The sequence below is a fragment of the Arthrobacter sp. S2(2024) genome (assembly GCF_036662515.1).
Taxonomy (GTDB): Bacteria; Actinomycetota; Actinomycetes; order Actinomycetales; family Micrococcaceae; genus Arthrobacter.
Genome location: NZ_JAYKZI010000010.1, coordinates 31,409 through 45,646 on the forward strand (window position 1 = coordinate 31,409; position 14,238 = coordinate 45,646).

At 63.6% G+C, this 14,238-nt stretch carries 10 protein-coding genes and 2 pseudogenes; 4 read left to right on the forward strand and 8 right to left on the reverse strand.

What is annotated here, in order from left to right:
* Positions 1–84: 84 nt before the first annotated feature.
* The 5 genes and pseudogenes from VLA65_RS16875 to VLA65_RS16895 all read right to left on the reverse strand — a co-directional run.
* Positions 85–504: pseudogene (locus VLA65_RS16875) on the reverse strand (ParB/RepB/Spo0J family partition protein); the annotation flags it as partial.
* A gap of 314 nt (positions 505–818) precedes the next feature.
* A complete protein-coding gene (locus VLA65_RS16880) occupies positions 819–1,067 on the reverse strand; it encodes a hypothetical protein (RefSeq protein ID WP_332603155.1) in 249 nt (82 codons plus the stop codon).
* A gap of 147 nt (positions 1,068–1,214) precedes the next feature.
* Positions 1,215–2,546: an MFS transporter gene (locus VLA65_RS16885; protein ID WP_332603156.1), complete on the reverse strand. Its 1,332-nt coding sequence runs from the start codon at positions 2,544–2,546 to the stop codon at positions 1,215–1,217.
* 155 nt (positions 2,547–2,701) lie between these two features.
* Complete coding sequence (locus tag VLA65_RS16890) at positions 2,702–3,748, reverse strand: NAD-dependent epimerase/dehydratase family protein (RefSeq protein ID WP_332603157.1); 1,047 nt, start codon at positions 3,746–3,748, stop codon at positions 2,702–2,704.
* A 13-nt stretch (positions 3,749–3,761) separates the two neighbouring features.
* A complete protein-coding gene (locus tag VLA65_RS16895) occupies positions 3,762–4,853 on the reverse strand; it encodes a dihydrodipicolinate synthase family protein (protein WP_332603158.1) in 1,092 nt (363 codons plus the stop codon).
* Between the two features lie 199 nt (positions 4,854–5,052).
* On the opposite strand from VLA65_RS16895, the gene VLA65_RS16900 reads away from it, so the two are divergent.
* From VLA65_RS16900 to VLA65_RS16915, 4 genes are read left to right on the forward strand one after another with little or no spacing between them, the layout of a single operon-like run.
* Entirely contained in the window at positions 5,053–6,231 is a 1,179-nt protein-coding gene (locus VLA65_RS16900) for a CaiB/BaiF CoA transferase family protein (protein ID WP_332603159.1), read from the forward strand.
* Positions 6,221–7,033 (forward strand): enoyl-CoA hydratase/isomerase family protein, encoded by an 813-nt coding sequence (locus VLA65_RS16905; protein ID WP_332603160.1) that lies wholly within the window; start codon positions 6,221–6,223, stop codon positions 7,031–7,033. Before VLA65_RS16900 ends, VLA65_RS16905 begins: the two co-directional genes overlap by 11 nt.
* Positions 7,034–7,038: 5 nt before the next feature.
* Positions 7,039–8,415 (forward strand): FAD-dependent oxidoreductase, encoded by a 1,377-nt coding sequence (locus tag VLA65_RS16910; RefSeq protein ID WP_332603233.1) that lies wholly within the window; start codon positions 7,039–7,041, stop codon positions 8,413–8,415.
* A gap of 23 nt (positions 8,416–8,438) precedes the next feature.
* Positions 8,439–9,470: a LacI family DNA-binding transcriptional regulator gene (locus VLA65_RS16915; RefSeq protein WP_332603161.1), complete on the forward strand. Its 1,032-nt coding sequence runs from the start codon at positions 8,439–8,441 to the stop codon at positions 9,468–9,470.
* A 39-nt stretch (positions 9,471–9,509) separates the two neighbouring features.
* Here the strand turns inward: VLA65_RS16915 and VLA65_RS16920 are convergent, their stop codons facing one another.
* The 3 genes and pseudogenes from VLA65_RS16920 to VLA65_RS16930 form a co-directional block, all read right to left on the reverse strand.
* Positions 9,510–11,915, reverse strand: a complete 2,406-nt coding sequence (locus VLA65_RS16920) for a site-specific integrase (RefSeq protein WP_332603162.1) — start codon at positions 11,913–11,915, stop codon at positions 9,510–9,512.
* The gene (locus tag VLA65_RS16925) at positions 11,908–13,092 is read right to left on the reverse strand and encodes a tyrosine-type recombinase/integrase (RefSeq protein ID WP_332603163.1); all 1,185 of its coding nucleotides are present in this window, start codon (positions 13,090–13,092) and stop codon (positions 11,908–11,910) included. Before VLA65_RS16925 ends, VLA65_RS16920 begins: the two co-directional genes overlap by 8 nt.
* Before the next feature lie 58 nt (positions 13,093–13,150).
* Positions 13,151–14,062, reverse strand: a pseudogene (locus VLA65_RS16930) (ParB/RepB/Spo0J family partition protein); the annotation flags it as partial.
* Positions 14,063–14,238 lie beyond the last annotated feature (176 nt).

The following is a 14,238-nucleotide window of genomic DNA, read 5'->3' on the forward strand; positions in this document are numbered from 1 at the left end:
CCCGACATTTCACGGTTCCGGGCCTGCGGGTGGTGTGGCCGGGGGGCCGTGCCGGGCGGTGGGGTTCCGCCCGGCACGCCGGTGTTATTCCGCCGTTTCCTCGCTGGTTTCGGAGGGGGCGTGCTTGTCGAGGATGATCTGTTCGACCTCGGCGGGGGTGTATCCCCATGCCACGAGCTGGCCGAGGTAGTCGGCGTGCCGCTCGCTGGCCGAGCGCCACGAGTCCTTGACGATCGTCTTCTCGTACCCGGCGCAGACGAGCGCGATCAGGGAGATCTCGGGCCGCGTTGTCGACTTGGCGACGTGGTCCCGGAGCGGGTTCCACGCCCAGCGGTCGCTGTCTTCGAACTTGGCTCCGATCATTTCGGCGGCCACCTTGCCGTCGTAGCCGCTGGCAGTTTCGGGGTGGTGGGTGATCGCGTGGACGGTGAAGTACTGCCATCCCTTCGGTACGGTCTCGCGGGCAAGGAGTGTCTTGACCCAGTCGCGGCGCACGGTCGTCGCTTCTCTGCACTTTTCAAGTGCAGACGACTTACGAGGGCGACGCTCGGTTGCGCTAGTCCTTTGTCAACGTTTGGGCGCCGGAATTCCAACCGTAACAGCAACCGCAATTGAAACAACGCTGGATGTGCCCGCGGACAGCCGGATTACAATCCACGGCCATTGCGCTGGCCGTCCCCCAGACGGGCATGGGCGGTGGCGGCCGATCCAATGCACTGGTTCACCAAGAGTCCTGGTGGGAGACACAGCCAGCCACGTCTCTGGAACCGTATTCCTCCGCGTCCCAGTTCTGCCCGCCAGCGCCCTCCCGGCTCGCCTCATGCCGGGTACTTCAGGCCGGCCGCCTGAGTCCTGAGCAGCCACTGCTCCCTACTGATTTTGAGTTCGTGTCCACGGGCCTTTTCGATCAGCATCCGGGGGTCGTTTCCGTCGGCCGTGAGCCAGGCCATGGAGGAGTCGTGGCTTGCTGTCTCGACGCAGCCTTCCCGCACTTTGCAGCCTTCGTGCCACAGTTCCACATTCGTGCCGCGAAGCAGGCACCATTCATCGAATATTGTTCCGCTCAACTTGCTGGACCTATCGGCTAAGAAGTCGTTATCTATGGTGAATTCGGTTTCTCCGTGCCACGCGACGCGGAGAAGAGGCTTGTAGGAAGGCGGACGGGCACCCGTTTCTTTCCCGGGTGCCCGTCCGCGTTCAAAGACCGTGGTCCTTTAGGGTGAAAGCTGTTCGAGGACGCGTTCCTTGGTTTCGAGGGCAAAGATTGCCACTACGGCCGCTGCGATGAGGGCGACGACTCCGAAGATGGCGAATACGGAGGCCAACCCGAAGGTGATGAGCGTACCGACGATGACCGGTCCCGCCATGGATGCCAGCCGGAGCCACGCGGTTGCCGTGCCAACGCCCAGTGCCCTGATTCGTGTTGGGTACAGCTCCGGGGTGTAGAGGTAGAGGCCAATGGCAACGGCGGCGGCGAAGAAGTAGGCGCCACTGCCGTAGATGAGAACATCCGCAGGGGTTTTGGCTCCTGTGAGCGTCAGAATGCCGAGGAATACGGCGGTCCCGGTAAGGGCGAAAGCGAACCATTTCCGGCGTCCCACGTAGTCGATGGTGAAGGCGCAGACGGCGGCTCCGACGAAGCCGATGGCGTTGCTGATCAGTCCGTAGCGCAGTGATTCTTCCAGCGGGAGATTGAAGACCGTCTTGTACAGGGTGGGCAGCCAGGTTCCGATGCCGTAGTAGACAAGATAGGCAGCGAACCACATGATCCAGACGACTAGGGTGCGCCTCAGGTAAGGGTGGCGGAACAGCTCGGCCCAAGTGGTCTTCTTATCCTGCACGGGAACGATCAGGGACTGGGCGGGTTCAGGGAGTGGCTGGCCGGTGGCTTTCTCGACTTTGCTCTCGATCAGGCTCATTGACTTGTCGGCGCGCTGGTGGCGTCCCTTGCTGGCCAGCCAGCGCGGGGATTCAGGCAGCCAGGTGCGGATGGCGTAAACCATGAGGATGGGTGCTGCTCCGATGATGAACATGTAGTGCCAGCCCAGGTTGGGAACGATCCAGAGGCCGACGGTGCCGGCGGCAACAACGCCAACGGAGAAGATCAGTTCGTAGACGAGGACGAACTTCCCGCGGCCGTGGGCCTTGGTCATCTCGCTGATGTAGACGGCGGCGATGGGGACCTGCCCGCCGAGACCGAGTCCCTGGATGGTGCGGAAGATCAGCAGGGATTCGAAGTTCCAGGCGAAGGAGCAGAGGATGCTCACGATCGCGAACGTGATGATGGAGGCGACCATGGCCGGGATGCGTCCGTAGCGTTCCGCAATCCACGAGAAGAATAGTGCGCCGACGAGCTGGCCGAGATAGCCCACCGAGATCAGCAGGCCGACCTGGGCGCCGTTGATGCCCCAGGCTGTCACGAGTACTGGAAGAACCTGGGCAATGGTCAGTGCGTCGAACGCATCGAAGAAGGTGGCGGTGCCAATAAGGACACGGGCCTTGACCTGCCATTTGGACAGCGGCAGGCGTTCGAGCCGGCTGGTCACGTCTTGTACGGAGCCTGGCCCGACGGATGGTGGTTGTAGGGTTTGGGGGGTAGAGTCCACGTCAAATCTCCACTCTGAGTTTGAGGGTTGGGGTTTGGTTGATGGTCCCGGCGTTGATGCTGGCTGGCATGAACGACGCCGGGACTGTCGGGGGTTTAGAAGACGCCCGTGCGGACCTCGAACTTGCTGGGCTTGCCCAAGGTCGGTTTTCCGGCTTTCGCCCACTCGGCGACCCACTTGATCATGGTCTCGACCGGGACGTTCGGGTTTCCGAGGATCCCGGCCGCTTCGTCGCAGTTGACGGCGAGGCAGTCCGTTTCGGTGCCGGAGAACGTCGGTGTGAGGCCGAAGATCTCACCGAAGCGGTTGGCGATGTGGCGCACGCTCACGAGCTCGGGGCCGCCGATGTTGATCGGTGACGTCGGGGTGTCGGTGTGGCGGAGCAGGCGGGCGAACTGGTTGATGGCGTCGCCTTGCCACAGGATGTTCACGGTTCCGGTTTCCAGGGGGATGGTCTTGCCGTCAAGGACCCACTGGGCGATTTCCTGCAGCACGCCGTAGCGCATGTCGATGGCGTAGACGAAACGGACGTTGCGGCCCGGGGAGTTGTGCAGCTTTGAGTAGTACTCGAAGATGCGTTCCCGGCCCACGACGGAGTTGGCGTACTCGCCCGGGCGTGCCAGCGGCGGGGTCTTTTCGGTGACACCGCCCTGCAGCGGGTTGCTCCATGGGTAGACATGGATCGTGGACAGGGCCACGATCCGGGAGCCGGCGTAGGCTTCGGCCACGATCGCCGGTGCGATGGTGTTCATTGCCCAGAGGAAGTCTTCGCGGCCTTTGAAGTCGAACTTCAGGCCGGCCATGTAGATGACGTTCTCTGTCTTGGGGAGCTTGTTGACGCCTTCGCGGTCCAGCAGGTCGCACGGGATGGTCTCCACACCCCATGCTTCGAGGTGCTCGCGGGATCCGGCTTCGGAGAAGCGCGAGACGGCGATGACGCGCTTGTCGGGGGCGGCACGCTTGATGAGGCGGGCGAGGGTGACGCCCATCTTGCCGGCGGCGCCGAGGATGGTGACGTCGCCAGGGACTTCGGCGAGGTCGTGGATGAGCTCCTGTGACGGAGTGGACATGAAGTCTTCCAGGTGCTCGACGTCGCGGAAGTACTCGGGGAAATCGGCGACTTTGAGGTAGTCGGTGTTCATGCTGAATCGCTTTCTAGTTGTTGCTGACGGTGACGAGCGGTGCGGGGTTGAGCCACCGCTGAAGGTTTTCTTTGACGAATTCGTCGTCGTTCATTTCCGGATGCTGGCGATAGACACGGTCGATCTCGTCCAGCTGGCCCGGGCTGAGGACTTCGTCCGGGTCAAGGCACCAGGTGCCCTTCAGTAGCCCCTGCCGGCGCAGGACTTCCATGCAGCCCGGGATGCAGCCGCGGAAATCATTCAGTGCATCGTAGATGGCACCGTTGCAGTCGGTGACGACCGAGTCCAGTGCGAGCATTTCGGCTGGGACGGCGGCGCCGTCGGGCAGTTCGTGGATCCGCTGCAGCAGGGCAACGGCCTCCCGCGTCCAGACGCTCCAGTGGCCCAGGAGGCCCCCTCGGATGCGGACCGTGACCTCTTCGCCTCCGCGGTTGATTGTGTAAGGGGCGAGCAGATCCAGGACGATGTGGTCGTCGTTGCCGGTGTACAGGGTGACCCGGTCTTCCGCGCGGGCATCGACAACCGCTCGGACGATGTCCAGCGTGCGGTAACGGTTGAACGGCGCCATTTTGATGGCGATCACGTTCTCGATGGCCGCAAACTCCCGCCAGAAACCGTACGACAAGTGGAATCCACCGACCTCGGGCAGCAGGGAGAACCCGATGACGGGCATGATCTGGGCGATCTCCCGGCAATGTTTCAGGATGTCCGCTTCGGACCTTCCTTTGAGGGCTGCGAGGTTCAGGAGGACCGCGTGATAGCCGAGGTGCTTCGCCATCTCCGCTTCGAAGACTGCCTGCTGCGTCGTTCCCGTGACACCGGCGATGAGGGCAAACGGCCGTCCCGTCCAGGAACGCGCCGTCTCGGCGGCGAGCTTCAGAACCGGCTCGTAGAGACCGTGCTGGCGGATGGCGAACTGTGTGGTGTGCACGCCAATTGCGATTCCGTCGGCTCCTGCGTCGATGTAGTAGCGCGTCAATGCGCTTTGCCGCACAGGGTCCAGCCTGCGCGTTGCGTCCAATGCCAGCGGGTGCGCCGGCAGCACCGCTCCGGCGCGAATAACGTCTCCGACCGCGCTGGGAACAGGACTGTTTTGTGGATTCATTGATACCTCTCCTTTGGGGCGTACTTCGAGTGAACCACATCACCCCGGGGTTGCACAACCGGTTGTGCAAGGGTAATTTTGAATGTGTTGAATCGGTTCTGTCGGAGCAAGGAAGCCAGGCAAGGCCGCTCGACGACATCTCAATCGCCCGCAATTCCTTCCATGCGGACGAGTGCCACCGCAGATAGGAACCCCCACAATGTTGTCCGGAATCCGTGTACTGAGCTTCACCCATTTCCTGCAAGGCCCTTCCGCGAGCCAAATGCTCGGAGACCTCGGAGCAGAGGTGATCAAGATTGAACCCCCAACGGGTGCTTTCGAACGCTCCTGGTCAGGCCCGGACGCTTATCTGGACGAAACCAGCGTGTTCTTCCTGCTGGCCAACCGGAACGTCTCCAGCTTGTCCATCGATCTGAAAGCCCCGGAATCCAGGGAAGTGCTGGACGACCTGGTGGCCACCGCCGATGTACTGGTTGAAAGCTTCCGGCCCGGTGCCATGGACCGGCTGGGGCTCGGCTACGAACGGCTGAAGGAAATCAATCCGCGATTGATCTACTGCTCGCTCTCGGGATACGGGTCCGATGGCCCGTACCGGGACCGTCCCGGCCAGGACATCCTGCTGCAGTCGCTGTCGGGACTCGCCGCAGCGACCGGACAGGCCGACGCGCCGCCGACTCCCACAGGCGCGTCCCTGGTTGACCAGCATGGCGCCGTGCTGGGTGCCTTCGGCATCCTGGCTGCCCTGCAGGGACGCGAACGCACCGGAACCGGGTGCAGGGTGGAAAGCAACCTTCTCAATGCGGCGCTGGATCTGCAGATCGAACCCTTGGGCTACTACCTGAACGGTTTCAAGGGGGACCGGAGCTCCGCCGGTGTGTCCTCCCGGTACTACAAGGCCCCGTACGGGGTCTTCGAAACCCGCGACGGCCACCTCTGCCTGTCCATCAACTCCTTGGCAACCCTCGGCGAAGTCTTCAACGACCCGTGGTTCCAAACTGTCGGCGACGACGAGTCCTACACACGCCGTGACGAGGTCAACAAGCGCATCACCGCGCACCTCGGCGACCGCGACAACCATACTTGGGAAGAGATTTTCGCCGTGCACAAGGTCTGGTTCGCCCCGGTCAATGAGTACGCCGACGTGGTTGCTGATCCACAGGTGGAATACAACGAAACGTTCCTCACGTTCTCCCACCCGCAGGCGGGCGACGTCAAGGTCCTGGGCCACCCGATCAAGTACGACGGCAAGAGGCCGGGACTGCGGACGGTCCCGCCCGGCTTGGGCGCCGACACCCGGGCCATTCTCCGGACCCTGCAGTACGACGACGTCAAGATCGACGGGCTTCTCGCCTCCGGGGCGGTGCGCCATGACCACTGAACCCACCGTCCTGGCCACGACCGAGAACGGCGTCCTGTACCTGACACTCAATCGTGAGAGAAAGTACAACGCGGTCGATTCCTCCGTCATCACCGGCATCAGCGAGGCAGTGGCGAAGGCCAACGCCTCGAACGACGTAGGCGCCATCGTCATCACCGGCAACGGCAAGGCCTTTTGCGCCGGTGCAGACATCAGCAACTACCATGAGGCCGACCCCGACATCCTCAAAGACTTCACCGCCTCGGCCAACGCACTCAGCAAGATCATCGAACGGTCCCGGATCCCCGTCATTGCTGCCATCAACGGTGTCGCCCTCGGCGGCGGATTCGAGATCGCCCTCAGCTGCGACATCCTGCTTGCCTCAACCGCTGCCTCGTTTGGCCTGCCCGAGATCAGCCTGGGGCTCATCCCCGGCTGGGGCGGAACCCAACGGATCACCAAGCTCCTCGGCCGGCACCGCGCCACCGAAATGATCATGCTCGCCACCCGCCTTTCCGCTGAGGAAGCCCGCTCACTCGGGATCATCTCCAGCATCCACGAACCCGACGAACTCCTCGACGCCGCAGGGGCACTTGCCAAACGCCTGGCCGCCGGTCCGCGGGAGGCCATCGCAGCCGCCAAACAGGCCATCGCCGAGGTGGCACGACTCCCCCGCGGCGGCTTCGAGACAGAACAGGAACTCCTCGACTCCCTGTTCCGGACAGCCGACGGCATCGAGGGCGTCCGCGCCTTCGTGAACAAGCGCAAACCCGAATTCGGAAAGGGCCGCGAACAGGCCGAAACCGCAGGAATTGGAAAGTGAGCCTCATGCTGATCGACCACTCCACCCCCGGGCTCGAATCCTGGCGGCTTGATGCCATTTACGCAGGAAAGGAGGAGCTCCCTGTCCTAGCCGACGTCGATGTCGTCGTCGTCGGGGGCGGCGCAGCAGGAGTCGCGGCAGCAACCACGGCTGCCGAAGCAGGCAAGAGTGTCGTCCTCGTCGAAAAGTACGGTTTCGCCGGCGGCGCAGCCGTCGCCGGCATGTCCGGAACCATCTGCGGCCTTTACGCCGCCTCCGACAAGTCCGGATCCCCCGAGCAGGTCGTCTTCGGTTTCACCGAACGCTTCAGACGAGCACTGCATGACAAGGGGGGCCTCACAGCCCCGCAAAAGTACGGCAAGACCTGGACTGTCGCACATGATCCTTTCGTCTGGCGCGACGTCGCCGACGACTTCTTAGCCGCTGCCGGGGTCCGAACCATATTTCACGCTGCTGTGGTAGGCGTGACGATGGACGGGGCCAGCCATACGGGCGTCGTCGTCGAATCGAACGCCGGACGTGCCCTCATCAAGGCCCGGCGGACTATCGATGCCTCCGGTGACGCAGCCGTCATTGCACGCGCCGGCCACCGCTACCGGTTCGGCCAGGACGGGCGTATTCAAAACCCCACCACGTTCTTCCGGATCGCCGGCGTTGACGTGGACGCGTTCGTCGCCGGATACGGGCCGGACAGCATCTCCCCTGTCTGGGTCAGCGAGCTGATCACCCAGCAGCGCGAGGCAGGCGCGGACCTGCCCCGCCAGAAAATCTTCGTCTTCACCACCCCGAACGAGGGGGAACTGCTTGTGAACGCGACCAGGCTCACCGGCTCTGACGGCCGGGCATTGAACGTGATTGATCCGGAAGACTTCACTCTGGCCGAGATCAACGGCCGGCGCCAGGTCCGTTCGTACGCCAAGTTCATCCGGGAAAATCTGCCTGGTTGCGGGGACGCCTATGTCATGGACACCGGAGTCGAAGCAGGCATCCGGCAAACCCGCAGCATCGAAGGGCTGGCCACGCTGGAAAACGAAGCAGTCGTCGAAGGCAGGAAGACTGCAGACAGTATTTGCCGCTCACCGTGGCCCATTGAGCTGCACGACGGCGACAAGCCACGCCTGCAATGGCTTCTCGACGACTATTACGACGTCCCGTACCTGTCCCTGGTCCCGGTCACCGGCAGCAACATCATCGTCGCCGGCAGGTGCCTCAGCGCCCGGCACGAAGCATTGGCATCCGCCAGGGTCACCGCCCAGTGCTTCGAGTATGGGCACGCGGCCGGCGCCGCAACGATCATCTCCCTGGAGCAGGACAAACAATTCGCTAACCTCGACGTTCAGCAGGTCAGGGCAGCCATGCGTACCCAAGGCAGCAATATCTAGCAAAATGGACAAAGGAAGGGCACATGGTAGTTTCTAGAACTGTGGGAACACTACAGGACGTCGCCGCGGCCGCCGGCGTCTCGAAGTCCGTCGCGTCAAGGGTGCTCAACGACGACACGACCTCACGGATCAGCGAGACCACCCGAGCGAAGGTCAAAGCCATCGCCGCTGAACTCAGCTATGTGCCCAACCACCGCTCCCGGGCACTACGTTTCGCCCGCTCAGGCGCCCTGGGGCTGATCATCCCTGACGTAAACAACTCGGTCTTCTCCGACCTCTTCACCGGGGTCCAGGAAATCTCCGAGGAACGCGGGGTGTCCGTTTTTCTCGGCCAGGCCTCAATCGATGGAACGAAAGGCCGCGGCCTGGCAAGCGTCATCGGACAGGGCCGCGTCGACGGAGTCATCCTCCAGCGACCCGAAACCGTCGATGACAAGACCCTGCTTTCCTACATCGACACTCCGGCCCCGGTGGTCCTCTTCAACTCCGTCCTGCCGAACCGAACGGGGTCCGTCACGCTTGACGACGTCCCGGCAGCCCGGGCCGCTACGGAGTACCTCATTGGACTGGGTCACCGCGACATAGCCCTGCTCGGAGGGACCTCCCTTCATGATGCGGCCGCCCGCCGCCGCGCCGGCTACATGGAGGCGATGGCCGACGCAGGATTGCAGATTAACCCCAAATGGATGCTCACGGCTGGGTGGGAAGCCGACGCTGGTGCAGCCGGGATGCGGAAACTCCTCGAACAAGGTCCGCCACCGACCGCAGTGGTTGTCGCCAGTGTCAACGCAGGTTTGGGCGCCGCCTCGGAAGCCGCACACAGAGGCATCCGAGTGCCCGGGCAGCTCTCCATCATCTGCATCCAGGACTCGTGGACAGCGCAAGTCTTCGTTCCCTCACTGACTGTGGTCCGGATGCCACTACGGCGAGCTGGAGCTGTCGCCGCACAAATGCTCCTGGACCACTTAGACGGAGCGGTGCTTTCGGACGAAATCGTCCGTCAACCGCCACCCGAGATCGTCGCTCGATCCTCCACCGCCGCTCCCTTCATCTAGTAGACCCCGCGTCGGTCAGGCCGCGCCCATCCCCCCGTATCAAATGCGAATGGCCGGGATGCCCAGACTGGTAGGGCCCCGCCGGGCGGATTTTTGCGCGTCGGCGCGTTTGTCTTTAAGGAACCGGAGGGTGAGGTCGATGCCTTCGAGCTCACCTAGCCACCCCTTTGTTTGGGCGAGTTCGCGTCGGGCGATGAGGTCAGTATTGATCTCGTCGAGGCGATCGATCATGCCGGGGTCAATCTGGAGCATGGGGCAGCGGATGCAGGCGTGTTCGTGTTCGCAGGGGGTCGCGTAAGGACGCCCGCAATTGCCCAGCTCGACCTTGCGTTTGTCGAAGTGCTCTTCAAATTCGGCCCATTCCGTTGAGGTCGGCGACCTGTATTCCCGGCCCGGCCTGGCGGCCCGCCGCCCGGCCAGATGGGCCTGGTAGTGGCGGATGACGTCTTCCTGGAAGACGGTGACGTAGCCGTGGGTGGTCTGCACGTCCAGGTGTCCGAGGAGGGCGGCGCCTATATGGATCGGCAGGCCGTGGTTCACAAGGTCGGTGGCGAACAGGCGGCGGAAGTCGTGCGGGGTGAACCGGCAGCCGGCCAGCTCCGGGTGCTCGACTGCCAGGGCATCGCTGAGCTTGGCCAGTTCCGCGCGGAGCGTCTCGGGAGTAATGACCTCGGTGCGTTGCCCGATCGTGCGCTGGAACAGGAAGGGCTGGGGTTCGCTTGTGATGCGTTCTTGCTTGACAAAGCGCGTCGCCAACGGCACACCCTTACGGTCCCTAGTCAGGCGGCGGATGATCGTCGCGATCACATGGAACAAGTCGGCGGTCATCGGGATCACGCGTTCGCGGTCGGTTTTGGACGGGGCGACCACCAACAATGCCACAACTTCCCCGTTGGGCCGGGCGTACTGGCGGATGCTCAGTTGGGATAGCTCAAGGAGTTCCTCGCAACGCAGCCCGGTGTGCCGCAAAGTCTCAACCGCTGCCCACTGCCAGAACGCGGCGTCCTCGGTGAAGGTGACGTTGAGCTTCCGTCCGGTTGACTCATCGAGCACCCGGATGTTGGCATGACCGTGACGCTCGGCGTGCCGGGCGTCACCGACGGTGAACAGCCGCCGATAGCGCTTCGTTCCGACCGTCAGTTCCTGGTCGGGTTCGGTATCGGTCGCTGCCGTCAGGAGGTCACGCAGGTGGTCCCGGCGTGCGGTGACGGCCGCTACGAAGGCAGGAAGGAGGGGTTGAAGCAAGCGTATGCGGCCATCCATGCGTTCCTTGGCTCGGCGTTTCGTTTTCGCCTGTGACCTGGTTTCCCTGCTGCCGATGGGGCAGGCAGCTACCCATCGGGCCCACATTTCTGGTTCCTGGGCTGCCCAGCCCTGGATATCGAGGTAGAAGGCCCGGATCGTCGTCAGGACCGCGTCCGCGCTCAGACGTGGCAACCCGTCTACGCGGATCTCCAGGACTGTCCGCCAGCTTTCATAGTTTTCCGGCGTGAGAGCGAGATCCGCTTGGGCGGGGTTGACCCTAAGGATCCCGGTCCAGAACTTTCCGCAAAGGTCCGCTGCGATGTCCCGCAAGGTCGTGTAGTCGATGTCATGGCTGCGCCTGGTCAGGTAGGCCACGAATAGTGCGTGGATGTCGGGGTCGGTGATGTTGTGCCGGTCGACGAGCTCCGCGGGAGTCATGGCCGGGGCGCGCATCGCTCCGCGCAACGTTGCAGGAACGTGCGCGGGGAAGTGGCCGGATTCGGCCATCACCCGCCAGGCGAGGTGACCGACGTAGGACTCGTAGCCGGCGCCCCAGCCGCCCTCACGGGTGGCGACCGCATAATGAAGCAGCGCTTCCGCGCTCAGATCGGCGAACGCGATGCCCTGAGTCGTCAATGCCGCGGCAACATCGAACCGGGCACAGCGTTTGAAATGCCCGGAGGTTTCGTGCTTGTCGACCAATGTCAGAAACCGCTCCAGGTCGGGGTCGTTCTGGGCGGCTTCGAAGTGTTCGTGGTAGCGCACGAAGCTGTTGACGCGGAACGCTGCCAACGACGGCCTGATCACGCGAAGGCAACACAGCAGCAGAAGGGAATGGCCCAGTTCCCTGTCCAGGCGAAGGTTCCCTGTGGTTAGTTCCCGGATCCGGCGTTTCCCGTCGTTCAGGCCCGAGGCGATCCATCTTTGCTGCCAAGTCTTGCCCGGGTGGCCTTCGAGGTAGCCGAGCAGCCACCTCAATCCCGCGCGGCGCAGCGAGCGTCTGGGTTGAGTCCGGGGCCAAATCAGATCGACCAGCCCGTTGATCGTCTCCAGTGTCCCCTTGTTGAGGTCTCCGTGGGGGCGCGGCGGGACCGCCGGCGCGGTTGCCGGGGCGGGCGTGATGACGCTGCGGGTCAGCTTCCTGCCCGAAGATGCCGGCTCAAGCAGCCTCTGCTGAGGGTGCCGGAGTGCCCTAACCACCGAACACCACCGTGAAGTCATCCGCGTCATAACCGGGCGTCAACGTTGGTTCGGGGCGGGGCGCGGCAAAGTGCTCCTGCACTTTTTGAAAGACTTCATCTATCCGCGGCCGCAGGTAGGGTGCCATTGAGGACACGCGCCGGTGGCGGGTCACGGCCATCACCTCGGGCAGTGTCAGGTTCGGGTCCGACACCATCCGGTCGATCGTCGTGTGCCGCAGATCGTGCAGCGACCAGTCCGTCCCAAGTACGGCATTGGCGCGCTGCAGGACGCGGCGGGCCGCGTGATAGGTCAGGGGTCGCGGCGTTCCGTGCAGGGCCCGCCAGACGAGCTCGCCAGGGCCCGGGGTGCCGTGCTCATGAAAGTACGCTGCCAAATACTGCAAGGACTCTGGCGACGCGGGGACCGGTTCCAGGATCCGGGACCCTTTTGAAACCACCCAGACTCGTTGCCCGGCCCAGTCCACCTGGTCGCCCCGGACGCCGAGTAGCTCGCTCGCCCGGGCGCCCGAGGACAGGTAGAGGCTCACGAGCGCCCTGTCACGGCTCGTCCGTAGGGCACCGATGAGCTCATCGACCAGATCGTCAGGAATGGAGCGCGGTGCCAGAACGGCCGTCTTCTGCCTCAACGGCGCACGACGCATTCCCGGGGTCTCCTCCAACGGGCTGCGGTGTGCCAGCCGTGCCCGGCGGCCAGGGCTCTCCGGCACAGGGTTCACCACCGGTCCACGAGCGAAACGGGCATGGAACGCGTAAAAGGAGGCGAGGACAGCCAGTGCGTGATTGATAGTCGATGGCGCATACCCCGCAGCCAATGGCTGCTTCCCTGTCCGCGGGTTCATCAGCCTGGCCCCGCTCCCCCGCCGCTGAGGATTCACCGTCGAGCGCATCCAGCCGACCATGACCTCGACGTCCATACGGCCCGCCTGGTCCCACGGGAGCCCGATCAGCTGCAGCACCCTCCACCAGCGCAGCAGGTCATTGCCATACGAACGCACCGTCAGCGGGCTCATATCTGTCAGTACCAGGTCCCTTAGAAATACCGAGAACTCTTCGATCTCTCGCCCTGCCTCGTCGACGACTGCATACGGCAGCAGGCCCGCCGTGTTTTGCCGGACCGCACCGATCCCCGGTAACCCGATCTGACCCTCAAGCAACTTCAACCGCATTTCGTCCATGATGACCACCTCTCCGAAGCACCTCGGTCCGGGCTCCATGAAGTTCAGTCAACAGGACCGATTCCATGGCCTTGTTGTTGGCAATCAGGGTTTTCCGTTCGGCTTTCTGCTCGTCGGTCATCGGGCCCTTCTGGGCCTGGGTGCCGCCGTCGTAGCGTTCGTACTTCGGTGTGAAGCCGAGTTCCTTCCAGCCTGTGATGACGGGCTTCGCGTTGTGCTGGCCCCGGTAGTCGGTGCTGATCAGGTAGGCGTTGGCGTCCTCCACGATGGCCGGTTCTCCATCTGCCCGGTTTGCCGCTGAGACGTACAGGCTCTCCTCGTCGGCGTAGTTCCCGGCGTCCTCCACGATGGCTTTGCCTTGGGTTGCCAGTTCCGCGATCAGCGCCGCGAGGGCGGCTACGTGGAGCAGCTGCTCGGGTTCATCCATGATGACCGATTCCAACTCAGCGATGGCTTCCTCATCCGACTCAAACTCGGCGAGGATCAGGGCTTCCTCGATGGTGCATCCCTTGCCCAGGGCGGAGGCTCCGGCCTCGGATGCCTTGGCCTTGAGCGCTCCCTCGACGGTGGTCTTGGCGCGGCCTGTCTTCTTGGCGATCTGTGCGGCGGACACGCCGATGAGGGAAAGCTGGTGGTAGGCGTCGGCCTCGTCGGCGTCGGAGAGTTCCGTGCGCTGGATGTTCTCGACTACCTGCGTGAGGATGCGGTCGGCTTCTTCGGGGCTGCCCACAAACATCACGGGGATGGTTCCGCGTCCGGCTTCGACGGCGCCGAGGGTGCGGCGCTGTCCCATCAGGACGTGCACGGTGCCGTCGTCCCTGCGGTGGGCGATCACGGGTTCGAGCACGCCGAGTTCCTTGATGCTTTTGACGAAGTCGGGCGTGAGTGCGGCGTCGCGCCGCACGTTGGTGTCCACGGTCAGGGTGGAGGGGTCGAGCATTTCCAGCACGGGTGTCTGGGTTTCGGTCATGGTTTTTGTGTCCTTTGCAGAGGATTGGGTGAGGGAGCGGCGTGACCGGGCCAGCTACTTCCGGTTCCTCCCCTGTTGTTTTTTGGCTGCTGGCGAAGCTTGCGGAGCTGTGGCCGACGGAAGCCTGTCTACCCGCAGGGCAAGGGGCGGGGAATCAGCGCAGGAAATAAGCGACG

Excerpts from the sequence above, each read along its gene's own strand:
- VLA65_RS16890 (WP_332603157.1), bottom strand. The coding sequence starts at position 3,748 with ATGAACACCGACTACCTCAAAGTCGCCGATTTCCCCGAGTACTTCCGC.
- VLA65_RS16895 (WP_332603158.1), bottom strand. The coding sequence starts at position 4,853 with ATGAATCCACAAAACAGTCCTGTTCCCAGCGCGGTCGGAGACGTTATT.
- VLA65_RS16900 (WP_332603159.1), top strand. The coding sequence starts at position 5,053 with ATGTTGTCCGGAATCCGTGTACTGAGCTTCACCCATTTCCTGCAAGGC.
- VLA65_RS16905 (WP_332603160.1), top strand. The coding sequence starts at position 6,221 with ATGACCACTGAACCCACCGTCCTGGCCACGACCGAGAACGGCGTCCTG.
- VLA65_RS16910 (WP_332603233.1), top strand. The coding sequence starts at position 7,039 with ATGCTGATCGACCACTCCACCCCCGGGCTCGAATCCTGGCGGCTTGAT.
- VLA65_RS16915 (WP_332603161.1), top strand. The coding sequence starts at position 8,439 with ATGGTAGTTTCTAGAACTGTGGGAACACTACAGGACGTCGCCGCGGCC.
- VLA65_RS16925 (WP_332603163.1), bottom strand. The coding sequence starts at position 13,092 with ATGGACGAAATGCGGTTGAAGTTGCTTGAGGGTCAGATCGGGTTACCG.